At 62.4% G+C, this 22,065-nt stretch carries 24 protein-coding genes; 22 read left to right on the forward strand and 2 right to left on the reverse strand.

The window, feature by feature from the left end; genetic code table 11:
* Window positions 1–4: 4 nt before the first annotated feature.
* Genes pocA through murB form a run of 7 tightly spaced genes read left to right on the forward strand, consistent with a single transcriptional unit; the run spans window position 5 to window position 4,543 of the window.
* Entirely contained in the window at window positions 5–640 is a 636-nt protein-coding gene (gene pocA / locus PPA02S_RS21670) for a flagellar polar localization protein PocA (protein ID WP_028633613.1), read from the forward strand.
* The gene (gene pocB, locus PPA02S_RS21675) at window positions 637–1,071 is read left to right on the forward strand and encodes a flagellar polar localization protein PocB (RefSeq protein ID WP_028633614.1); all 435 of its coding nucleotides are present in this window, start codon (window positions 637–639) and stop codon (window positions 1,069–1,071) included. Before pocA ends, pocB begins: the two co-directional genes overlap by 4 nt.
* Window positions 1,071–2,072 (forward strand): tetraacyldisaccharide 4'-kinase, encoded by a 1,002-nt coding sequence (lpxK, locus tag PPA02S_RS21680; protein WP_028633615.1) that lies wholly within the window; start codon window positions 1,071–1,073, stop codon window positions 2,070–2,072. The genes pocB and lpxK overlap by 1 nt, the downstream gene beginning before the upstream one ends.
* Window positions 2,073–2,116: 44 nt before the next feature.
* Complete coding sequence (locus PPA02S_RS21685) at window positions 2,117–2,302, forward strand: Trm112 family protein (RefSeq protein WP_028633616.1); 186 nt, start codon at window positions 2,117–2,119, stop codon at window positions 2,300–2,302.
* Complete coding sequence (kdsB, locus tag PPA02S_RS21690; protein ID WP_028633617.1) at window positions 2,299–3,063, forward strand: 3-deoxy-manno-octulosonate cytidylyltransferase; 765 nt, start codon at window positions 2,299–2,301, stop codon at window positions 3,061–3,063. The genes PPA02S_RS21685 and kdsB overlap by 4 nt, the downstream gene beginning before the upstream one ends.
* Complete coding sequence (locus PPA02S_RS21695; RefSeq protein WP_028633618.1) at window positions 3,063–3,527, forward strand: low molecular weight protein-tyrosine-phosphatase; 465 nt, start codon at window positions 3,063–3,065, stop codon at window positions 3,525–3,527. Before kdsB ends, PPA02S_RS21695 begins: the two co-directional genes overlap by 1 nt.
* On the forward strand, window positions 3,524–4,543 hold the full coding sequence (murB, locus tag PPA02S_RS21700; RefSeq protein ID WP_028633619.1) for a UDP-N-acetylmuramate dehydrogenase: 1,020 nt from the start codon (window positions 3,524–3,526) through the stop codon (window positions 4,541–4,543). The genes PPA02S_RS21695 and murB overlap by 4 nt, the downstream gene beginning before the upstream one ends.
* 120 nt (window positions 4,544–4,663) lie before the next feature.
* On the opposite strand, the gene rne is transcribed toward murB, so the two are convergent.
* Entirely contained in the window at window positions 4,664–7,894 is a 3,231-nt protein-coding gene (gene rne, locus PPA02S_RS21705) for a ribonuclease E (protein WP_028633620.1), read from the reverse strand.
* 797 nt (window positions 7,895–8,691) lie between these two features.
* On the opposite strand from rne, the gene rluC reads away from it, so the two are divergent.
* Genes rluC through PPA02S_RS21720 form a run of 3 tightly spaced genes read left to right on the forward strand, consistent with a single transcriptional unit; the run spans window position 8,692 to window position 11,308 of the window.
* On the forward strand, window positions 8,692–9,648 hold the full coding sequence (gene rluC, locus PPA02S_RS21710; protein ID WP_028633621.1) for a 23S rRNA pseudouridine(955/2504/2580) synthase RluC: 957 nt from the start codon (window positions 8,692–8,694) through the stop codon (window positions 9,646–9,648).
* Window positions 9,638–10,312 (forward strand): HAD family hydrolase, encoded by a 675-nt coding sequence (locus tag PPA02S_RS21715; protein WP_028633622.1) that lies wholly within the window; start codon window positions 9,638–9,640, stop codon window positions 10,310–10,312. The genes rluC and PPA02S_RS21715 overlap by 11 nt, the downstream gene beginning before the upstream one ends.
* 6 nt (window positions 10,313–10,318) lie before the next feature.
* Entirely contained in the window at window positions 10,319–11,308 is a 990-nt protein-coding gene (locus PPA02S_RS21720; RefSeq protein ID WP_028633623.1) for a S49 family peptidase, read from the forward strand.
* A gap of 91 nt (window positions 11,309–11,399) precedes the next feature.
* Here PPA02S_RS21720 and PPA02S_RS21725 read toward each other — a convergent pair whose 3' ends face one another.
* Window positions 11,400–11,978 carry a Maf family protein gene (locus PPA02S_RS21725; protein WP_028633624.1) on the reverse strand — a complete coding sequence of 193 codons (579 nt, stop codon included), beginning with the start codon at window positions 11,976–11,978 and terminating at the stop codon, window positions 11,400–11,402.
* Between the two features lie 95 nt (window positions 11,979–12,073).
* Between PPA02S_RS21725 and PPA02S_RS22910 the strand changes: the two genes are divergently transcribed.
* The 12 genes from PPA02S_RS22910 to PPA02S_RS21785 all read left to right on the forward strand — a co-directional run bounded on the left by PPA02S_RS22910 (window position 12,074) and on the right by PPA02S_RS21785 (window position 21,969).
* On the forward strand, window positions 12,074–12,601 hold the full coding sequence (locus PPA02S_RS22910) for a YceD family protein (RefSeq protein WP_080667849.1): 528 nt from the start codon (window positions 12,074–12,076) through the stop codon (window positions 12,599–12,601).
* A gap of 13 nt (window positions 12,602–12,614) precedes the next feature.
* A complete protein-coding gene (gene rpmF / locus PPA02S_RS21735) occupies window positions 12,615–12,797 on the forward strand; it encodes a 50S ribosomal protein L32 (protein WP_028633625.1) in 183 nt (60 codons plus the stop codon).
* Between the two features lie 3 nt (window positions 12,798–12,800).
* Window positions 12,801–13,811: a phosphate acyltransferase PlsX gene (plsX, locus tag PPA02S_RS21740; protein WP_080667850.1), complete on the forward strand. Its 1,011-nt coding sequence runs from the start codon at window positions 12,801–12,803 to the stop codon at window positions 13,809–13,811.
* A gap of 150 nt (window positions 13,812–13,961) precedes the next feature.
* Complete coding sequence (gene fabD, locus PPA02S_RS21745) at window positions 13,962–14,900, forward strand: ACP S-malonyltransferase (RefSeq protein ID WP_028633627.1); 939 nt, start codon at window positions 13,962–13,964, stop codon at window positions 14,898–14,900.
* A gap of 15 nt (window positions 14,901–14,915) precedes the next feature.
* Window positions 14,916–15,656, forward strand: coding sequence for a 3-oxoacyl-ACP reductase FabG (gene fabG, locus PPA02S_RS21750; RefSeq protein ID WP_028633628.1), 741 nt, complete (start codon window positions 14,916–14,918; stop codon window positions 15,654–15,656).
* Window positions 15,657–15,858: 202 nt separating this feature from the next.
* Window positions 15,859–16,095 carry an acyl carrier protein gene (acpP, locus tag PPA02S_RS21755; RefSeq protein WP_028633629.1) on the forward strand — a complete coding sequence of 79 codons (237 nt, stop codon included), beginning with the start codon at window positions 15,859–15,861 and terminating at the stop codon, window positions 16,093–16,095.
* Between the two features lie 190 nt (window positions 16,096–16,285).
* Window positions 16,286–17,530 carry a beta-ketoacyl-ACP synthase II gene (gene fabF / locus PPA02S_RS21760; RefSeq protein ID WP_028633630.1) on the forward strand — a complete coding sequence of 415 codons (1,245 nt, stop codon included), beginning with the start codon at window positions 16,286–16,288 and terminating at the stop codon, window positions 17,528–17,530.
* A complete protein-coding gene (gene pabC / locus PPA02S_RS21765; RefSeq protein ID WP_028633631.1) occupies window positions 17,530–18,345 on the forward strand; it encodes an aminodeoxychorismate lyase in 816 nt (271 codons plus the stop codon). The genes fabF and pabC overlap by 1 nt, the downstream gene beginning before the upstream one ends.
* Window positions 18,346–18,349: 4 nt before the next feature.
* A complete protein-coding gene (mltG, locus tag PPA02S_RS21770) occupies window positions 18,350–19,537 on the forward strand; it encodes an endolytic transglycosylase MltG (protein ID WP_028633632.1) in 1,188 nt (395 codons plus the stop codon).
* A 9-nt stretch (window positions 19,538–19,546) separates the two neighbouring features.
* Window positions 19,547–20,179, forward strand: a complete 633-nt coding sequence (tmk, locus tag PPA02S_RS21775; protein ID WP_028633633.1) for a dTMP kinase — start codon at window positions 19,547–19,549, stop codon at window positions 20,177–20,179.
* Window positions 20,172–21,158: a DNA polymerase III subunit delta' gene (locus PPA02S_RS21780; protein WP_028633634.1), complete on the forward strand. Its 987-nt coding sequence runs from the start codon at window positions 20,172–20,174 to the stop codon at window positions 21,156–21,158. Before tmk ends, PPA02S_RS21780 begins: the two co-directional genes overlap by 8 nt.
* Before the next feature lie 28 nt (window positions 21,159–21,186).
* Window positions 21,187–21,969 (forward strand): TatD family hydrolase, encoded by a 783-nt coding sequence (locus PPA02S_RS21785; RefSeq protein ID WP_028633635.1) that lies wholly within the window; start codon window positions 21,187–21,189, stop codon window positions 21,967–21,969.
* Window positions 21,970–22,065 lie beyond the last annotated feature (96 nt).

The following is a 22,065-nucleotide window of genomic DNA, read 5'->3' on the forward strand; positions in this document are numbered from 1 at the left end:
AACTGTGTGGGAATTGGTCAAGTCCGGTGGTTGGATGATGCTGCCGATCATTCTGAGTTCCGTCGCTGCCATGGCAATCGTCGTCGAGCGCCTGTGGACGTTGCGGGCCAGCCGGGTGACGCCGCCACACCTGCTGGGGCAGGTCTGGCTGTGGATCAAGGACAAGCAGCTCACCAGTGACAAACTCAAGGCGCTGCGGGCCGATTCACCGCTGGGTGAGATCCTCGCTGCAGGCCTTGCCAATTCACGCCACGGCCGCGAGATCATGAAGGAGTGCATCGAAGAGGCGGCTTCCCGCGTCATTCATGAACTCGAACGCTACATCAGCACCCTCGGTACCATCGCCGCCATGGCGCCATTGTTGGGCCTACTGGGCACCGTGCTGGGCATGATCGACATCTTCAGTGCCTTCATGGGCTCACAAATGACCACCAATGCGGCGGTGCTGGCCGGCGGTATTTCCAAAGCACTGGTCACCACTGCCGCAGGCCTCATGGTGGGTATCCCGGCGGTGTTCTTCCACCGTTTCCTGCTGCGACGCATCGACGAGCTGGTGGTTGGTATGGAGCAAGAAGCCATCAAGCTGGTGGAAGTGATCCAGGGCGACCGTGAAGTGGAAGTGGCGGGAGGCAACGCGTGAAGTTCCGGCGCAACCGCCAGCGCGAGAACGTTGACATCAACCTCGCCTCGTTGATTGATGTGGTGTTCGTGTTGCTGTTGTTCTTCGTGGTCACCACCACCTTCACCCGCGAGAACCAGCTGCGTGTCGAGCTGCCTGAGGCGTCCAGCGCTGAACAGCCCCCTGCGGACGAAGGCAAGCTGGTGGAAATCACCATCAGTGCCGAAGGCGTCTATTCGGTGAACAACCACCTGCTGCCCAAAAGCGACCTGGCCACCCTGAGTGAGGCCATAGAGCGCGAATCCGGTGGCGATAACAAGCTACCGCTGGCCATCAGCGCCGACGGCAAGACACCCCACCAGGCGGTGGTCACCGCAATGGACGCTGCCGGCAAGCTCGGTTTCAGCCAGTTGCGCATGACCACCGTCGAGGCGGCACAAGGTACGCCTTGATGGCTGTTGGCGATCGCCTGTTGGCAGCCTGGTATGCCGGCCACCCGGCCCTGGCACTGCTGCGCCCGCTGGAGGCCTTGTACCGGCGGGTAGTGAACCGCAAACGCGCGCGCTTTTTGAGCGGTGAAACACCCAGCTACCGCGCGCCAGTGCCTGTCATCGTGGTGGGCAACATCACGGTGGGCGGAACCGGCAAAACACCTATGATCCTCTGGCTTATCCAGCATTGCCGTGAGCAAGGATTGAGGGTGGGTGTGGTCAGCCGTGGGTACGGTGCGAAGCCGCCACAATTGCCCTGGCGCGTGCACGCCGACCAGTCTGCCGACCAGGCTGGCGATGAGCCGCTGTTGATTGTGCAGCGCACCGGCGTGCCGTTGATGATCGACCCGGACCGTGCTGCTGCGGTGCGGGCGCTGCTGGCCAGTGAGCCGCTCGATCTGATCCTGTGCGATGACGGCATGCAGCACTATCGGCTGGCCCGGGACCTGGAGCTGGTGCTGATCGATGCCGCCCGTGGCCTGGGTAATGGCCGCTGCCTACCGGCCGGCCCCCTTCGCGAGCCTGCCGAACGCCTGCACGCTGTTGATGCGGTGCTGTTCAATGGCGCTGCTGAAGACCCTGCCGAGGGCTTCGGCTTCTGCCTGCAACCGGCTGCGTTGGTCAACCTGCGCAGCGGTGAGCGGCGCCCGCTCGATCACTTTGTGCCTGGGCAGCGGCTGCATGCGGTGGCCGGCATCGGCAACCCGCAACGTTTCTTCAATACCCTGCTGGCGCTAAACTGGCAGCTAGTCCCGCACCCGTTCGCCGACCACGCGCAGTTCAATGCCCAAAGCCTTGCCTTCAGCCCGCCGCTGCCGTTGGTCATGACCGAGAAGGACGCGGTGAAATGCCGGGCTTTCGCGGCTGACGATTGGTGGTATCTGGCGGTGGATGCACAGCCCACACCCGCTTTTACTGCCTGGTTCGACAGCCAGCTGCAACGCTTGCTCAGCACCCCCTGAGCCTTTATTCCATTTTCGGCCACGCGGCCCAAAGGACGCTTTCAATGGACACCAAACTGCTCGACATCCTGGCCTGCCCGATCACCAAAGGCCCGCTCAAGCTCAGTGCCGACAAGACCGAGTTGATCAGCAAGGGCGCAGGCCTGGCTTATCCGGTGCGCGATGGCATCCCGGTCATGCTGGAAAGCGAAGCGCGCACGCTGACCGATGACGAGCGCCTGGACAAATGAGCCTGAACTTCATTGTGGTGATTCCGGCCCGTCTGCGTTCCACGCGCCTGCCGGGCAAGCCGCTGTTGCCGATCGCTGGCAAACCTATGGTGCAGCACGTATGGGAGCAAGCGCGCAAGAGCGGCGCCACCCGCGTGGTCATTGCCACTGACGATGCCAGCATCGTCGATGCCTGCCAGGCGTTTGGCGCAGAAGTGCTGCTTACCCGGGCCGACCATGAGTCCGGTACCGATCGCCTGGCTGAGGTGGCCGCCCAACTCGGGTTGCCGGCCGATGCCATTGTGGTGAACGTACAAGGCGACGAACCGTTGATCCCACCTGTGATCATTGACCAGGTGGCCGCCAACCTGGCCGCCCACCCGGAGGCGGGCATCGCCACCTTGGCTGAGCCCATTCCTGACCCGGCAACCGTGTTCAACCCCAATGCCGTGAAGGTTGTCAGCAACAAGCGCGGCTTGGCCCTGACGTTCAGCCGCGCACCTTTGCCCTGGGCCCGGGACACGTTCGCCAATGGCCGTCAGCAGCTGCCGGAAGGCGTGCCTTATCGCCGGCATATCGGTATGTACGCCTACCGTGTCGGCTTTTTGCAGGACTTCGTCAACTGGGGCCCCTGCTGGCTTGAGCAGGTCGAAGCCCTGGAGCAACTGCGCGCCCTGTGGCACGGCGTGGGTATTCACGTCGAGGATGCAATCGAAGCACCTGCCGTGGGCGTTGACACACCTGAAGACCTCGAGCGCGTCCGGCGCTTGCTGGAGGCCTGATGCGCGTCCTGTTCGTTTGCCTGGGCAACATCTGCCGGTCGCCTACAGCCGAAGGCGTTTTACGCCATCAGTTGCAGGCTGCCGGGCTGGCCGACCATGTACAGGTGGCGTCTGCGGGTACTGGCGACTGGCACGTTGGCAGCCCGCCAGACAGCCGCACCTGCAAGGCGGCCTTGGGCCGGGGCTACGATCTTTCCGGGCAGCGGGCTCAGCAGGTCAAAGCCGGGCATTTTGCCGAATACGACCTGATCCTGGCCATGGATGAGAGCAACCTTGGCCAACTGCGTGCAATGCGCCCCGAGGCGTCCACTGGCGAACTGGACCTGTTCCTGCGCCGTTATGGGGCTGCACTGGATGAAGTCCCAGACCCCTACTACGGCGGTGCTGACGGTTTTGAACAGGTGCTGGATCTGATCGAGGATGCCTGCAAGGCGCTGGTGCTGGAAATCAAGGGGCGGGTATGACAGTGCAGTGGCAGGAGCAGGTATCGCTCAAGCCTTTCAATACCTTCGGCATCGACGTGAAGGCGCGCTATTTTTGCCAGCCCCATGATGATGAGCAAATCCGCGAGGCGCTCAATCGTGCCCACGCCCAGGGCCTGCCAGTGCAGGTGATCGGCGGTGGGAGCAACCTGCTGCTGACCCAGGATGTGGACGCGCTGGTGTTGCACGTGGCCAGCCGAGGCGTGCAAGTGATCAGCGACGACGGCCACGCTGTCATCGTGGAGGCGCAGGCCGGTGAGCCCTGGCACCCCTTTGTGCAGTGGACGCTTGGGCAAGGTTATTGCGGCCTGGAAAACCTCAGCCTGATCCCCGGTACCGTGGGCGCTGCACCAATGCAGAACGTGGGTGCCTACGGTGTCGAGATCAAGGATGTCTTTGCGGGCCTCACCGCGTTGGACCGTGAAACGGGCGAGTTGCGCGAGTTCGACCTTGCGGCCTGTTCCTTCGGTTACCGAGACAGCGTATTCAAGCGCAACCCGGGCCGCTGGTTGATTTTGCGCGTGCGCTTTGCCCTGAGCCATACCCTGCAGCCGCATCTGGACTACGGACCCGTGCGCCAGCGCCTGGCTGAGCAGGGGAACGCCGAACCGACTGCCCAGGCGATCAGTGACGCCATCTGCAGTATCCGGCGGGAGAAGCTGCCGGACCCGGCAGAACTGGGCAATGCCGGGAGCTTTTTCAAGAATCCGATAGTTTCGGCTGAATGTGTTGAGCGTATCCGTGCCCAGCACCCTGGCGTGGTGGCGTACCCACTGGCTGATGGCCAGGTCAAGCTGGCGGCAGGCTGGTTGATCGAGCAGGCGGGCTGGAAGGGGTATCGCGAGGGTGATGCTGGCGTGCATCGCCTGCAATCACTGGTGCTGGTCAATTATGGCCAAGCGAGCGGGGCGCAGATGCATGCGCTGGCGCAGCAGATTCAGGCAGATATCCTGCAGCGGTTCGGTGTCGCGTTAGAGATGGAGCCTAACCTGTGGTAGGGGCGAGCGGGGTTTAGGAGGGCTGCTGCGCAGCCTATCGCGACCTTTTGTTGCTTCTATTAGGGAAATAAAAAGCCCCGCCAGTTTGCGCTGGCGGGGCTTTTTATTCAGCCGTGGTTATCAACCGTGATGAGGCTTGTGCTCATCGGCGGCTTCCAGGGCTGGCTGCTGCTGCGCGGCCTTGGCGGCAGCCTCGGCTTCGCGCTTGCGGCGGCGCACTTCACGCGGGTCGTTCGGCGCGCGGCCGTTGGACAGCATGACCGTTGCAGGCTCTACTGCTGCCGGGGTTTCAGCGGCGGCGGCTTGCTCTTTTACAGGCTCGGGCTCGGCCACTGCTTCTGGTTGAACCTCTGCAACAGGTGCAGCTTCTTCAACCGCAGGGGTGGCTTGCGCAGCAGCCTGTGCCGGCTCGACAACGACCTGGGCCGGTTCGGCATCAGCCACTGGCGCCTCGGCTGGCAGGTGGATGACCGGCGCCGGCTCAACAGCTGGGGCTGCTTCAACAGCAGGCTGCGGTGCAACTTCCACCACGGGCTCTACAGCCGGCTCCACCACTGCAACAGGCTCGCTCACCGGCTGCTCGACCACCGGTGCGATGGCAATGGCCTGCTCGGTGGTTACGGCTTCGGGCTGTTCGGCAGGCTGTGCAGCTTCGGCGCTTTCATGCTCGACGACCGGAGCCACTTCAGCGGTGGCGCGCTCGGCCTGCTGATGGGCCTGGGCTTCTGCATTGGCGCTGATGTTGCTGGTGGCCACGGCTGCGGTGACAGCAACGCCTGCGGCGAGCTCCGCACCCAGTTCGGTTGCACCGTGCTGTTGAGGCTGCTCTTCGTTGCCTTCTTCTTCGCTGCCATCGATCAGCTCGCCATTGGCGTTGCGCTGACGCTCGCGACGATTGCTGCGGCGACGCTGGCCACGGGACCGGCGGCGTGGGCGCTCGTCATCGCTGCCTTCCTGGTCATCCTGCAGATGCTCTTCGTTCGGCAGTTGCTCTTCGGCCAGTTCGGCGGCCTGTTCAGTGGCTTCTGCGGCAACGCGAGGCTGGCGCTCTTCACGCGGTGGGCGAGGTGCGCGCTCTTCGCGTGGGGCACGTTCTTCACGCGGAGTACGCTCTTCGCGGGGTGCACGCTCTTCACGCGGAGCGCGTTCCTCGCGGGGTGCGCGTTCTTCACGCGGAGCACGTTCCTCGCGAGGTGCGCGTTCTTCACGTGGTGCGCGCTCTTCGCGCGGAGCTCGCTCTTCCCGGGCTACACGTTCTTCGCGTGGCTGGCGCTCTTCTCGTTCGGCAGGTGGGGTGGCGTCCAGCGGTTCACGCAATTCACGCACACGCTCTTCGTTTCGGTTGCCGCGGCGGTCTTCACGGGGCTGGCGCGGTGCACGTTCTTCACGCGGAGCACGTTCTTCGCGAGGCGCTCGTTCTTCACGCGGGGCACGCTCCTCTCGTGTCGCGCGTTCTTCACGCGGCGCGCGCTCGGCACGTTCCTCGCGCGGTTTGCGCTCCTCGTCACGGCGGCCGTTGCGGTTGCGCGATTGTTGGCGACCGTTACGGCGCTCTTCATTGCGCGAGCTACGCTCGGCAGCCGGCTTCTCGGCAGGGGTAACGACCGGCGCGGCAGCCGGCTCTTCCTTGCCGGCGAACAGGCTGACCAGCGACTTTACCAAACCCTTGAACAGGCTGGGTTCTGGCGCGCTCGGTGCTGGCGCCACCGGGGTGGCAGCAGGGGCTTCTTCGGCGGCGGCCGGAACCGGTGCGTTGGCGCGGGCGGGTGCAGTTTTCACCGCAGCTTCCTGGCGTACCAGCGTGCGGGTGGCGGTCGGCTGCGGCGCTTCCTCGGTTTCGGAGGCAGCGATCTCGTAGCTGGACTGGTTGTTCAGCACTTCCGGGTTGTCGTCGCGCAGGCGCTGGACTTCGAAGTGCGGCGTTTCCAGGTGATCGTTAGGCAGGATGATGATGCGTGCACGGGTGCGCAGCTCGATCTTGGTGATCGAGTTGCGTTTCTCGTTGAGCAGGAACGCGGCAACCGGGATCGGTACCTGAGCCCGCACTTCGGCGGTGCGATCCTTCAGGGCCTCTTCTTCGATCAGGCGCAGGATGGCCAGCGACAGCGATTCGACGTCGCGGATGATGCCGGTGCCGGAGCAGCGTGGGCACACGATACCGCTGCTTTCGCCCAGCGATGGGCGCAGGCGCTGGCGAGACATCTCCAGCAAGCCAAAGCGCGAAATACGGCCAACCTGCACGCGGGCACGGTCGGCTTCCAGGCATTCACGCACACGTTCTTCGACAGCGCGCTGGTTCTTGGCGGGCGTCATGTCGATGAAGTCGATGACGATCAGGCCGCCGATGTCACGCAGGCGCAGCTGGCGGGCGATCTCCTCGGCCGCTTCCAGGTTGGTCTGCAAGGCGGTTTCTTCGATGTCGCTGCCCTTGGTGGCGCGCGCCGAGTTGATGTCGATGGACACCAGGGCCTCGGTAGGGTCGATCACGATCGAACCACCGGACGGCAGTTCGACCACGCGCTGGAAGGCGGTTTCGATCTGGCTTTCGATCTGGAAGCGGTTGAACAGTGGCACGCTGTCTTCGTACAGCTTTACCTTGCTGGCGTACTGCGGCATGACCTGGCGGATGAAGGTGAGGGCTTCTTCCTGGGCATCGATGCTGTCGATCAGCACCTCGCCGATATCCTGGCGCAGGTAGTCGCGGATGGCGCGGATGATGACGTTGCTTTCCTGGTAGATCAGGAACGGTGCTGCGCGGTCCAGGGACGCTTCCTTGATGGCGGTCCACAGCTGCAGCAGGTAGTCGAGGTCCCACTGCATTTCTTCGCTGCTGCGGCCCAGGCCCGCGGTGCGCACGATCAGGCCCATGTCACCGGGTACGGTCAAGCCGTTGAGGGCTTCACGCAGTTCGTTGCGCTCTTCGCCTTCGATGCGGCGGGAAATGCCGCCCGCACGCGGGTTGTTGGGCATCAGGACCAGATAGCGGCCGGCCAGGCTGATGAAGGTGGTGAGGGCTGCGCCCTTGTTGCCACGCTCTTCTTTTTCGACCTGGACGATGACTTCCTGGCCTTCGCTGAGCACTTCCTTGATGTTGACCCGGCCTTCAGGGGCCTTCTTGAAGTACTCGCGGGAGATTTCTTTCAGCGGCAGGAAGCCGTGACGTTCGGAGCCGAAGTCGACGAAAGCGGCTTCGAGGCTGGGTTCGATGCGGGTGATCTTGCCTTTGTAGATGTTGGCCTTTTTCTGTTCACGCGCGCCGGACTCGATGTCCAGGTCGTACAGACGTTGACCGTCCACCAGGGCTACACGCAACTCTTCGGGTTGAGTTGCGTTAATCAGCATTCTTTTCATGTTGTACCGTCGGTTTCCGGGCTGCCGGAAACGGCGTTCGGCACACACGACGTCTCATGGTCGGTGCCAAGGTGCGCAAAGGATGGCCGGGCCATCCCCGTGTCGAGCGGCGTTCGGCACCAGCCGGTTGCCCAGCCTGCCGTTGTCGCGACGACGCGTCCTGTTTGCTGCGGTGCCTACCCGGCCCCGGTGGCTTCGAATTGTTATCCGAATCAACCAAGCGGGCCTGGTGCACTCAGTCAGGAGGAGGAATCAACCGTCAGCCGTGGACGCCCGCAGGCGTCTGTTCAGGACCTTATCCGCTCACCCGCCATTGATTGAGGCGAGGGGCCGGACGCGGTGCTACACGGTCCGAGGGCTGTGCATCTCCACCCTGCACGTATCCCTGATAATTCGGGTGCTGCCGCGCGCTGAATCCGCAACGGGTTGCATTTTTCGCCAGCGCAGGTTCTGCGCTGGCGCCATTCATGTCCAAGGCAGGTATTTCCGAAGCATTCGCCGTGCGTTGCGTGAAAGCGACGGGCGGGTAGAGGTGCAGCGAAAGAAGCGGGTAAGCAGGTGAAACACCGCACTTGTCGTTTTTTTCGGTCTTCTCTACGCAGCGCTGGTGGCGATTCCAGGCAATTCGGTAAACTGGCGAAAACCCCGTAGGACGGCCTCGCGTCCTGGAGAATTGCGAAGGTCAGGGACCGGCAAAAGAGCCTGGTGCCGCTGGCCTGCCGCTTATGGCGGCGTTCGCGACTATAGCAGCAATGATTAAGTGCTTCAATTCCATAAAAAATTGTTATGATCCCGCCATGACGACCAATACCCCTCCGACTTCCGGCGTTCAGCTGATCGAAGTCGCGCCGGAGCTTGCCGGCCAACGCATCGACAATTTCCTTATCACAGCGCTCAAGGGTGTGCCCAAGACGCTGGTTTACCGCATCCTGCGCAAGGGTGAAGTGCGGGTCAACAAAGGCCGTGTGAAGCCCGAGTACAAGATCCAGGCCGGTGACATCGTGCGGGTCCCGCCGGTTCGCCTGCCCGAGCGTGACGAGCCGGCGCCGGTGGCCCAGGGCCTGTTGCAGCGCCTGGAGGCGGCAATTGTCCATGAGGACAAGGCGCTGATCGTGATGAACAAGCCGGCTGGCATTGCCGTGCACGGCGGCAGCGGCCTGAGCTTCGGGGTGATCGAGGCGTTGCGCCAGTTGCGCCCCGATGCCAAGGAGCTGGAGCTGGTGCATCGCCTGGACCGCGATACCTCCGGCCTGCTGATGATCGCCAAGAAGCGCAGCATGCTGCGCCACCTGCACGCAGCGCTGCGCGGCGATGGTGTCGACAAGCGTTACATGGCCCTGGTGCGCGGCCATTGGCCCACGTCGAAGAAGCAGGTCAATGCGCCGCTGCTCAAGAGCAACCTGCGCTCCGGTGAGCGCATGGTCGAAGTCAACGATGAAGGCAAGGAGGCCTTGACCCTGTTCCGGGTGCTGCGCCGTTTCGGTGAGTTCGCGACCATTGTCGAGGCCAGGCCCATCACTGGCCGGACGCACCAGATTCGCGTGCACGCACTGCACGCCGGCCACATGATTGCCGGTGACAGCAAATATGGCGACGAAGACTTCAGCCGCGAAATTCGCGAACTGGGCGGCAAGCGGCTGTTCCTGCATGCCTACGCCCTGACCGTGCCGCTGCCCGATGGTGGCGAGCTCAAGCTGGAGGCGCCTGTGGACGAAGTGTGGGCCAAGACCGTGGAGCGTTTGAGTGCGCCGTGACTACCAGCTGTTGATTTTCGATTGGGACGGCACCCTGGCCGACTCCATCGGGCGTATTGTCGAGTCCATGAATGCAGCTGCTGCGCGTGCGGGTGAGGCGCCCAGCCCCGAGCAATCGGTCAAGGGCATCATTGGCCTGTCACTGGCGGAGGCCATCGAAACCCTGTACCCGCACCTGCCGCCGAGCCAGGTCGAGGTTTTCCGCCGGCACTATGCTGATATCTATACGGCGCTCGATCAGCACCCTTCGCCGCTGTTCGAAGGCGTGCGGGAATCGCTGGAGGCTTTCCGGGCCCAGGGTTATCGCCTGGCGGTGGCCACGGGGAAGGCGCGCCGAGGGCTGGATCGGGTTTTGAAGGCCAACGGCTGGGGGCAGTTCTTCGATATCACCCGTGCGGCGGACGAAACCCGTGGCAAGCCCCATCCGCTGATGCTTGAACAAATCTTGAGTCACTGTGGCGTGCCGCCAGAGCGCGCGCTGATGGTGGGTGACTCGGCGTTCGATTTGCAGATGGCCAGCAATGCGGGCATGCATTCGGTCGCGGTGGGCTATGGTGCCATGTCGCTGCAGGCCTTGGCCGAGTTTGGCCCGCAGCTGTGCATCGATCACTTTTCCCAGTTGCGCCAGTGGCTGGCCGGTAATCCAACTTCACTTCCAAGGTAGGTAAGCATGGCAGACGAATGGAGGGCGCCCGAGGCGGAGCCTGAGGAGCGCGAAGAGCGCAAGAGCTGGAAGCTGCTGGAGAAAACCCTGCTGGCCAGCGTCCAGGAGCAGCGCAGGTCGCGGCGCTGGGGGATTTTCTTCAAGCTGCTGACCTTCGTCTACCTGTTCGGCATTCTGGTGCTGTTCTCGCCCCTGATGGATATTGACAAGGCTGCCTCGCGCAGCACCAGCCATACGGCGTTGGTCGAGGTGCGCGGGGTCATTGCGGACCAAGAGGCGGCCAGTGCCGACAACATCGTCAAGAGCCTGCGCGAGGCGTTCAAGGACAGCAAGACCAAAGCGGTGGTGATGCGCATCAACAGCCCTGGTGGCAGCCCGGTACAGGCAGGCTACGTGTATGACGAAATTCGTCGTCTGCGCGCTGAATACCCGGCTATCAAGCTGTATGCGGTGATCGCCGACCTGGGCGCCTCCGGTGCCTATTACATCGCCAGCGCCGCGGATGAAATCTATGCCGACAAGGCCAGCCTGGTGGGCTCCATCGGTGTCACTGCCGCGGGCTACGGGTTTGTAGGCACCATGGAGAAGCTGGGTGTTGAGCGGCGAGCCTACACCTCGGGTGAGCACAAGGCGTTTCTCGACCCGTTCTCGCCGCAGAAACCTGAAGAAACCCGCTTCTGGCAAGGCGTGCTGGATACCACCCACCAGCAGTTCATCGCCATGGTCAAGCAAGGGCGCGGCGAGCGCCTGAAGGATAAGGAGCACCCTGAGCTGTTCAGCGGCCTGGTGTGGTCGGGTGAGCAGGCCAAGGCCTTGGGCCTGGTGGACGGGCTTGGCAGCGCCAGTTACGTGGCGCGCGAAATCGTGGGCGAGAGGGAGCTGGTCGATTTCACCGTCCAGGAGTCGCCGTTCGACCGCTTCTCCAAGCGCATGGGTGCCAGTGTGGCTGAGCATCTGGCGATGTGGATGGGCTTCCAGGGGCCGCAGTTGCGCTGAGGGTCTGTCGCGCGTTTTGCGGTGTTCGTGAGGTTGAGCGCTGCTCGCGCGGCGTTCAACCTCACAGGCGCGACAAAAACTCAAGGAGGCCTTAGGGCACTACCACCCCTTCCTCGGTCAGCATATCCACCAGCCGAATCAGCGGCAGCCCGATCAGGCTGGTCGCATCGCACCCGTGAGTGCTCTGGAACAAGCTCACCCCTAGCCCCTCCGCCTTGAAGCTCCCGGCGCAATCGAGTGGCTGTTCTGCTGCGACATAGCGCTCCACTCGCTCCCTGCTCAATTCGCGCAGCGTTACCGTAAACGGCACGCAGTCCACCTGGCAGTGCCCGGTCACGCTATTGAGTACTGCCAGCCCGGTGAGAAAGCTCACCTGCTGCCCGCTGCACGCCAGCAGCTGCTCGCAAGCCCGTTCGAAGGTATGTGGCTTGCCCAGCACCTGCTCGCCCAGTACTGCAACCTGGTCTGAGCCAATGATCAGGTGCGCGGGGTGGCTGCCCGCCAAGGCTTCGGCCTTTTGCCTGGCCAGCCGGCGCACCAGTTCCACGGCGGGTTCGTCACCCCGTTGTTGCTCGTCTATATCGGGGCTTGCCCAGGTGAACGGCAGGCGCAGGCGTGCCAGTAATTCGCGGCGATAGGCAGAGCTGGACGCCAGTAACAAAGGAAGCATGGTAGACTCCTGAATCGGTTGAACAAATTCTATCACGCACGATGCCGCCAATTTCCTTTGACAGGGGCGGGGGGCATCCCTAGAATGCTGCGCCTATGTTGAATGACCCGATTCCACCTCACGTTGACCCGCGCAAATTAGCCGATCGTGGTGTAACCCTTACCGGTTCACTGCAACTCGCTGATTTGGAAAGACTCTGCGACCCGCTTTCCGACAATGTCGGTACGGTGCAGGCGAAGTTCGATTTTGAACGAGATGAACAGCACGTGGTGGTTATCCACAGTGCGCTGGACGTCGAAGTCAAGATGGTTTGCCAGCGTTGTCTTGAGCTGGTCACCCTGCCGATCCACAGCGAATGTACGTACGCTGTGGTGAAGGAGGGTGCGAATACCCAGTCGTTGCCGAAAGGCTATGACGTGCTGGAACTGGGCGAAGATCCTTTGGATCTGCAGGCGTTGGTCGAGGAAGAGCTTTTGCTCGCCTTGCCCATCGTGCCTGCTCATCATCCGGAAGAATGCCAGCAGCCGGCGGGCGCAGACGAGCCCGATTCGAGCAAGGACGAGGTATCGCGGTCCAACCCGTTCAGTGTTTTGGCGCAGTTAAAGCGTGACCCAAACGTTTAGGAGTTAATCAATTATGGCTGTTCAGCAGAACAAAAAATCCCGCTCTGCCCGTGACATGCGTCGTTCGCACGATGCCCTGTCGGAAAACGCACTGTCGGTAGAGAAGTCCACCGGTGAAGTCCACCTGCGCCACCACGTTTCGCCAGAAGGCGTATACCGTGGTCGCAAAGTGGTCGACAAGGGCGCTGACGAGTAATCCTTGTCCGCTCAGATCATCGCGATCGACGCAATGGGCGGGGACTTCGGTCCCCGCAGCATTGTCCAGGCTAGCATTGCCTGCCTTTCTGCAACCCCCTCGCTGCACCTGACCCTTGTCGGTCAACCCTCTCTCCTGGAAGAACTCATCAGTGGCATCTCGGCTACCGATCGCTTGCGCCTTCAAATTGTGCCTGCCAGCGAGGTGGTCGGCATGGATGAGCGTCCATCCCAGGTGTTGCGTGGCAAGCCAGACTCATCGATGCGCGTGGCGCTCGAACTGGTCCGCGATGGCAAGGCGCAAGCGTGCGTCAGTGCCGGCAATACCGGGGCGTTGATGGCGCTGTCCCGATTCGTGCTCAAGACGCTGCCAGGTATTGATCGCCCGGCGATGGTGGCGGCGCTGCCTACGCGTACCGGGTTCTGTCAGTTGCTCGACCTGGGCGCCAACGTTGACTGCACCGCCGAGCATCTCTATCAGTTCGCCGTCATGGGGTCGGTTGCCGCCCAAGTGCAGGGCGTGCAGCGCCCGCGGGTAGGCTTGTTGAACGTGGGTACCGAAGACATCAAGGGCAACCAGCAGGTAAAGCTGGCTGCCAGCCTGTTGCAGAACGCCCGCGGGCTTAACTACGTGGGCTTCGTCGAAGGCGACGGGTTGTACCAGGGTGTCGCTGATGTAGTGGTGTGTGACGGCTTTGTTGGCAACATCCTGCTCAAGTCCAGCGAAGGGCTGGCGAGCATGATTGGCGAACGCGTCGAGCAGGTGTTCCGGCGCGGCATGTTGTCGCGCCTGGCCGGTTTGGTGGCCAGGCCACTGCTCAAGCGCCTGCAGGCAGACCTGGCGCCTGCGCGCCACAACGGTGCCAGTTTCCTGGGCTTGCAGGGCATCGTCATCAAGAGCCATGGCTCGGCAGGTGTACAGGGGTTGCAGAGCGCCATCGAGCGGGCGTTGATCGAGATCCGGCAAGACCTGCCGCAGCGGCTGCATGGGCGCCTGGAGGATTTGCTGCTGTAGCGTCGACCCAGCGAAGGCCTTAGGCATATCGGCGATGAAATGCTTAAATGTGACCGCTTGGTCTGTATTTCCATCCAAGTTTTCAGATTCTGCGCCGGGCCTAAGGCCTGTCGCACCCTATCCGACGACAAGATCATAAGGGCTTGTTCAATGTCTGCATCTCTCGCATTCGTCTTTCCCGGTCAAGGTTCCCAGTCGCTGGGCATGCTCGCCGAGCTCGGCGCCGAGAAGCCGGTGATCATCGAAACCTTCAAGGAAGCGTCCGAAGCACTGGGCTATGACTTGTGGAAGCTGGTTCAGGAAGGCCCGGAAGAGCAACTTAACCAGACCGACAAGACTCAGCCGGCCATCCTCGCCGCCTCTATCGCGCTGTGGCGCCTGTGGCTGGAAGAGGGGGGTGCCAAGCCGGCGTTCGTCTCTGGCCATAGCCTGGGTGAGTACAGCGCTCTGGTAGCGGCTGGCAGTATCACGTTGAAAGACGCCGTCCGCCTGGTCGAGCGCCGCGGCCAGCTGATGCAGGAAGCCGTGCCTGCCGGGCACGGTGCCATGGCAGCCATTCTGGGGCTGGATGATGCCGTTGTGGTGCAGCTTTGTGCCGAGGCGGCCGAGGATGAAGTGGTCAGTGCTGTCAACTTCAACTCCCCCGGCCAGGTTGTCATTGCTGGCAACAAGGCTGCCGTGGATCGTGCCATGGAGTTGTGCAAGGCCAAAGGTGCCAAGCGTGCCTTGCCGCTGGCCGTCAGTGTGCCCTCCCATTGTGCTTTGATGAAGCCTGCTGCCGAGCGCTTTGCCGAGGCGGTCAACGCCATCGATTGGCAAGCGCCGCAGATCCCCGTGGTGCAGAACGTCACTGCCGCCGTTGCGCCAGGCCTCGATGCCCTGAAGCAGGACCTGCTGGCACAGTTGTATCAGCCCGTGCGCTGGGTCGAGTGCGTACAGGCGTTGGCTGCCAATGGCGCGGTCAACCTGGTCGAGTGCGGCCCTGGCAAGGTGTTGGCTGGGCTTAACAAGCGTTGCGCCGATGGCGTGAGCACTTACAACCTCAATACCCCCGACGCTGTCGCCGCCACCCGCGCGGCGCTGGCCTGAACTGGAGAAACTTGCATGAGCCTGCAAGGTAAAGTTGCACTGGTCACTGGTGCCAGCCGTGGCATCGGCCAGGCGATCGCCCTGGAACTCGGCCGCCAGGGTGCCATCGTGATTGGCACCGCTACATCGGCCTCCGGTGCCGAGCGTATTGCCGCCACCCTGAAAGAGCACGGCGTGGCCGGTACCGGCATGGAGCTGAACGTGACCAGCGCAGAGTCCGTCGAGACCGTGCTGGCCGCCATTGGTGAGCAGTTCGGGGCGCCGGCAATCCTGGTCAACAATGCTGGCATCACCCGGGACAACCTCATGCTGCGCATGAAGGACGACGAGTGGTTCGATGTGATCGACACCAACCTCAACAGCCTGTACCGCCTGTCCAAGGGCGTGTTGCGTGGTATGACCAAGGCCCGTTGGGGCCGTATCATCAGCATCGGCTCGGTAGTCGGCGCCATGGGTAACGCCGGGCAGGCCAACTACGCTGCTGCCAAGGCTGGCCTGGAAGGTTTCAGCCGCGCCCTGGCGCGTGAAGTGGGTTCGCGGGGCATTACCGTCAATTCGGTAACCCCGGGCTTCATCGATACAGACATGACGCGCGAGCTTCCTGAGGCCCAACGTCAGGCCTTGCAGACCCAGATTCCGCTGGGCCGCCTGGGTCAGGCAGACGAAATCGCCAAGGTGGTTTCGTTCCTGGCGTCGGAAGGTGCAGCCTATGTGACCGGTGCTACCGTGCCGGTCAACGGCGGCATGTACATGTAATATCGCAACTCAATGTGACGGATTCAGTAAAAAAAGAGTCATACTGCGAGCCTAAAATCCGTTATAAAGCTGCAATCAGATTCCGGGCGGCGGGTGCGGTGCTGAAGGGAGAGGCGCGTTTAGCTTGAAAAGCAGGCGTTCTTCTATAAAATTAGCCACCGGCCAGCTGCCTGACATATATCCATTAGGAGTAAACCTAGGTATGAGCAACATCGAAGAACGCGTCAAGAAAATCGTCGCCGAGCAACTGGGCGTCAAGCAAGAAGAAGTGACTAACGAGAAGTCCTTCGTCGATGACCTGGGTGCCGATTCGCTTGACACCGTTGAGCTGGTGATGGCTCTGGAAGAGGAATTCGAGACCGAAATCCCTGACGAAGAAGCCGAGAAGATCACTACCGTTCAAGCTGCTATCGACTACGTCAACGCCCACCAGGCCTAAGACGCTGCAGTCGACGCTTCTTGTCGGGAAAAACCGCACTGCCTTCGCCGGCGTGCGGTTTTTTCTTTGCAAGCGTCCCGTTTCAAACGATGGGGTGTCCGGCCCCGGGCATCGAGAGCTTGTTGCCATTTCATTTCCATTGCGTTGAATGCAATGGCAAGAAACTCTGACATTAGAAAAGGAGAGTACTGTGTCGCGTAGACGCGTCGTGGTCACCGGTATGGGCATGCTGTCGCCACTGGGTACCGATGTACCGAGCACATGGCAAGGCATTCTGGCTGGCCGTAGTGGCATCGGTCCAATCGAACACACGGACCTTTCTGCCTACTCCACCCGTTTTGGCGGCTCGGTCAAAGGCTTCGAGGTCGAGCAATACCTGTCGGCCAAAGAGGCCCGCAAGCTTGACCTGTTCATCCAGTACGGCCTGGCCGCAGGCTTCCAGGCCGTGCGCAATGCCGGCCTTGAAGTGACCGACGCCAACCGTGAGCGCATTGGCGTTGCCATGGGGTCTGGTATTGGCGGGCTGACCAACATCGAAGAAACCAGCCGCACGCTGCACGATTCCGGCCCACGGCGCATTTCGCCGTTCTTCGTGCCGGGCTCGATCATCAACATGATCTCGGGCTTCCTGTCGATTCACCTGGGTTTACAGGGGCCGAACTACGCCATCGCCACCGCTTGCACCACCGGTACTCATTGCATCGGCATGGCGGCGCGCAACATTGCTTACGGTGAAGCGGATGTGATGATCGCCGGCGGTGCTGAAATGGCCGCCTGCGGCCTCGGCATGGGCGGCTTCGGCGCTTCGCGTGCGCTTTCTACGCGCAACGACGAGCCGAGCCGCGCGAGCCGCCCCTGGGACAAGGGCCGTGATGGCTTCGTACTGTCCGATGGCGCTGGCGCATTGGTGCTTGAGGAACTCGAGCACGCCCAGGCCCGTGGTGCCACCATCTACGCAGAGCTGGTGGGTTTTGGCATGAGTGGCGACGCCTACCACATGACCTCGCCGCCTGAAACCGGCGAAGGCGCTGCTCGGTGCATGGCCAACGCCCTGCGCGATGCCGGTGTTGAACCGCACGAGGTCAGCTACATCAATGCTCACGGCACCTCGACCCCGGCAGGCGACCTAGCCGAAGTGTCGGCGATCAAACGTGTATTTGGCGAGCATGCCTACAAGCTGGCCGTGAGCTCGACCAAGTCGATGACGGGCCATCTGTTGGGTGCAGCAGGCGCGGTTGAAGCGATCTTCAGTGTGCTGGCCATCAACAGCCAGATGGCTCCGCCAACCATCAACCTCGACGAGCCGGACGAAGGGTGTGACCTGGACTTCGTGCCGCACCAGGCGCGCAGCATGCCGATCGACGTGGTGCTGTCCAACTCCTTCGGTTTTGGTGGCACCAATGGCTCCCTGGTGTTCCGCCGGTTTGCCGGCTGATGCACAGCTGGGTAGATGGCCAATCCCAGGCTGCGGTTAACCTGCAGAACCGGGGCCTGGCCTACGGCGATGGTGTGTTTGAAACCATCGCCGTGCGTCACGGCCGGCCCAGCCTGCTGGGCGAGCACATGGCGCGTTTGGCCTTGGGGTGTCAACGCCTGTTCATCCCGGTGGATGTGGCACTGGTCGCCGATGAGCTTCAACGCTTTGCCAGCCAGCTAGGGGAAGGCGTCGCCAAACTGATCCTCACCCGTGGCGACAGCCAGCGTGGCTACGCGCCCGTGGCGGATGCGCCAGCCCGGCGTATCCTGCAAGCCAGCCCATTGCCGGCCTATCCCCAGTCCTACGGCGATCAGGGCGTGCGCCTTTTTCTCTGCAAGACGCGGCTTGGGGAACAACCCTTGCTGGCAGGCCTCAAACACCTCAACCGCCTGGAGCAGGTACTGGCCCGTGCCGAGTGGCAGGGCAGTGAACATGCAGAAGGCCTGATGTGTGATGGGCATGACCGGATCATCGAAGGGGTGTACAGCAACCTGTTTCTGGTGCGCGACGGTACGCTGCTCACTGCTGACCTGCAGCGCTGCGGCGTGGCAGGGGTAATGCGCGCCGCGTTGTTGCAGCAGGCCCCATTGCTCGGCATCCCCTCACACGTGCGTGACCTGCCGTACCCTGAGCTTGAGCAAGCCGACGAAGTATTTGTTTGCAACAGCGTGTACGGCATATGGCCCGTGCGCAGTGCAGGCGAGCTAAACTGGTCGCCTGGCCCGCTCACGCGTAAATTGCAGGCTGTCGCCCGTACGTTACTGGAAACCTGAATTCGTGAGACGTAAATTCCTGCTGCTGCTGGAAATGGGCTTGATCATTGCCGGCCTTGCGCTTGGCTGGTCGGCCTGGAAGGTTCACGCTGTGCTGGACCAGCCCCTGCACGTGGAGCAGGAGCGCCTGCTGGACGTGCCCAACGGTGCCACCCCCAACCGCATGTTCTACCGCATGCAGCAGGAGGGCCTGCTGGATGATGCTCTATGGCTGCGCCTGTACTGGCGGTTCAACATGGCCGGCGTGCCATTGCATACCGGGGAGTACCGGCTTACCCCAGGCATGACGGTTGAGCAGCTGTTTGATGCCTGGCGGCGCGGTGATGTGGTGCAGTACAACCTCACCTTGGTGGAGGGTTGGACATTCCGGCAGGTGCGCACGGCTGTCGCCAGGCACGAGAAGATCAAGCAGACCCTGGACGGGCTCTCGGATGCCGAGGTCATGGACAAGCTGGGTCACACCGGGGTGTTCCCTGAGGGGCGCTTCTTCCCCGATACCTACCGGTTCGTGCGCGGCATGACCGATGTCGAGCTGCTGCAGCAGGCCTACATGCGCCTGGAAGAAGTCTTGGCTAAAGAGTGGGCCGAGCGTACGCGTGACCTGCCATACCGTGATCCCTACCAGGCGCTGATCATGGCATCGCTGGTGGAAAAGGAAACCGGTATTCCCCAGGAGCGTGGGCAGATTGCCGGCGTGTTCGTACGGCGTCTGCGCCTGGGCATGATGTTGCAGACCGACCCCACGGTGATCTACGGCATGGGCGAACGCTACAACGGCAGAATCACCCGCGCCGACCTGCGTGAGCCCACGCCCTACAACACCTATACCATCACCGGGCTGCCACCCACGCCTATCGCCATGGTGGGCCGTGAAGCCATCCATGCCGCGCTTAACCCGGCAGATGGCACCAGCCTGTATTTCGTTGCGCGCGGTGATGGCAGCCATGTGTTTTCCGATGATCTGGACGACCATAACTCCGCCGTGCGCGAGTTCCAGATAAAGCGGCGGGCGGACTACCGCTCCAGCCCCGCACCTCAGACAACCCAGCCGGGTGGCGAAGCCGCCGCCCAGCCTCAGGCAGACAGCACCGGCCAGCCCGCTGAGCCGTCGCCACCCGCTGAGCCGGCCGGCAATGGCAGCGCCAGCGACGCGCCGGCCACCGCGCCGACGACGCCTGAAGTAAAACATTAAGGACTGCCCGTGACTGGCTTGTTTATTACTCTGGAAGGCCCCGAAGGCGCAGGCAAGAGCACTAACCGTGACTACCTCGCTGCGCGCCTGCGCGAGCAGGGGCTGGATGTGGTGTTGACCCGTGAGCCCGGCGGCACGCCATTGGCCGAAAAGGTAAGGGAGCTGCTGCTGGCCCCCAGTGACGAGGCGATGGCTGCCGACACCGAGCTCCTGCTGGTATTCGCCGCCCGTGCCCAGCACCTGGCGCAGGTGATACGGCCAGCGCTGGCGCGGGGTGCGGTTGTACTGTGTGACCGCTTTACAGATGCCACCTACGCTTACCAAGGCGGTGGTCGCGGCTTGTCGGTTGCGCGTATTGCCACCCTCGAGCAGTTCGTGCAAGGGGACTTACGTCCTGATTTGACCCTGATCTTCGACTTGCCGGTCGAAGTTGGCTTGGCCCGAGCCGCGGCCCGCGGCCGCTTGGACCGTTTCGAGCAGGAAGGGCAAGCCTTCTTCGAAGCAGTGCGCCATGCTTATCTGCAACGGGCCGAGCGAGAGCCCCACCGTTATAGCCGTCTGGATGCCGCGCAGTCGCTTGACGCGGTCCAGCGGGCCATCGACGGGCTGGTGCCTGGTATCGTGGAACGCTGCCGTGGCTGATGGCTACCCTTGGCAACAGGCGCTGTGGGAGCAACTTGCCGGTCGCGCCCAGCACGCCCATGCTTACTTGCTGCACGGCCCGCAAGGCACCGGCAAACGGGCGTTGGCCGAGCGCCTGATGGCACGGTTGCTGTGTCAGCAGCCTCAGGGTACGGAGGCGTGCGGCACCTGCAAGTCGTGCCATTTGCTCAAGGCCGGTAGCCACCCGGATAATTTCATCCTGGAGCCCGAAGAGCTCGACAAACCGATCAAGGTTGACCAGGTGCGCGAGTTGGTCGCCTTCGTGGTGCAGACGGCGCAACTGGGTGGTCGCAAGGTAGTCCTGATTGAGCCGGTCGAGGCCATGAACGTCAACGCCTCGAACGCCTTGCTCAAAAGCCTGGAGGAGCCCTCGGGCGATACCGTCCTGCTGCTGGTGACGCACCAACCGAGCCGCCTTCTGCCTACCATCAAAAGCCGGTGCCAGCAGGTAGCGTGCCCGCAGCCCAGCCAGGCCCAGAGCCAGGCTTGGCTGGCCGGAGCCTTGCCAGGCAGCGGTGAAAGTGAGCGCGCGGAGCTGTTGGCACTGGCCGCAGGTTCGCCACTGCTTGCAGTCAGCCTGCAGGCGCAGGGCGTTCGAGAACAGCGCGCGCTGGTTGCCGATGGGGTGAAGAAGTTGCTTAAACAGCAGGCTTCCCCCAGCCAACTGGCGGAGGCGTGGACCGGCGTGCCGCTGCTGCTGTTGTTCGACTGGTTCTGCGATTGGGCGCACCTGATCTTGCGCTACCAATTGACCCAGGATGAGGATGGGCTAGGGTTGCCCGACATGCGCAAGGTGGTGCAATACCTTGCCCAGAAAAGTAGGCCGGCCAAGGTGCTTGAGGTTCAGACATGGACTTTGGAGCAGCGCCAGAAGGTGCTTGGCAAGGCCAACCTGAACCGTGCTCTGTTGCTCGAATCGCTGCTGGCCCACTGGTTGCAGTTGCCAAGTGCCCGCTGATTTTCATTCATTTTTGTGTGCGTAGCCCATGCTAGTAGATTCCCATTGCCATCTGGACCGTCTGGACCTCACTGCTCACCAGGGCTCGCTCGATGCGGCGTTGGAGGCGGCACGTGGTCGGGGCGTAGGCCATTTTCTGTGCATCGGCGTGAGCGCCGAAAATGCCGGCGCGGTGAAAGCGCTCACTGAGCGGTACGCTGATGTGGACTGCTCGGTAGGCGTCCATCCATTGGACCTGGCGCCGGGCGAAACGCCTGCGCTGGAGTGGTTGATGCATGAGTTGTCGCATCCTCATGTGGTGGCAATCGGTGAAACCGGGCTGGATTACCACTACGAGCCTGAAGCTGCCGAGCTTCAGCAGGCGTCTTTCCGCTTGCACTTGGAAGCCTCGCGGCAGACGGGCAAGCCGGTGATTGTGCATACCCGGGCGGCACGGGCTGATACGCTGGCGCTTTTACGCGAAGCAGGCTTGCCTCAGGCGGGCGTGCTGCACTGCTTTACTGAAGATTGGGAAATGGCCAAGGCAGCGCTGGACCTTGGCTATTACATCTCGTTGTCGGGCATCGTCACCTTCCGCAATGCCGACGCGTTGCGGGAAGTGGCCAGGCAGGTGCCTGCTGATCGCCTTCTGGTGGAAACCGATGCGCCGTACCTTGCGCCAATTCCCCATCGTGGCAAACCGAACCTCCCGCAATATGTGCGTGAAGTTGCAGAGTATGTAGCTTCGCTGCGGGGTGCCAGTTACGAGCAGTTGGCCGAACAGACAACCACCAACTTCAAACGCCTGTTCCCACTGGCAAGGGTCGCCTGAAGCAGTCGATTAACTTTCGTTGCTGTTGCTGTTGCTGTTGCTGTTGCTGTTGCTGTTGCTGTTGCTGTGCTGTTGCTTCTAAGTGCGCGATAGTCC

The organism is Pseudomonas parafulva NBRC 16636 = DSM 17004 (genome assembly GCF_000730645.1).
Taxonomy (GTDB): Bacteria; Pseudomonadota; Gammaproteobacteria; order Pseudomonadales; family Pseudomonadaceae; genus Aquipseudomonas; species Aquipseudomonas parafulva.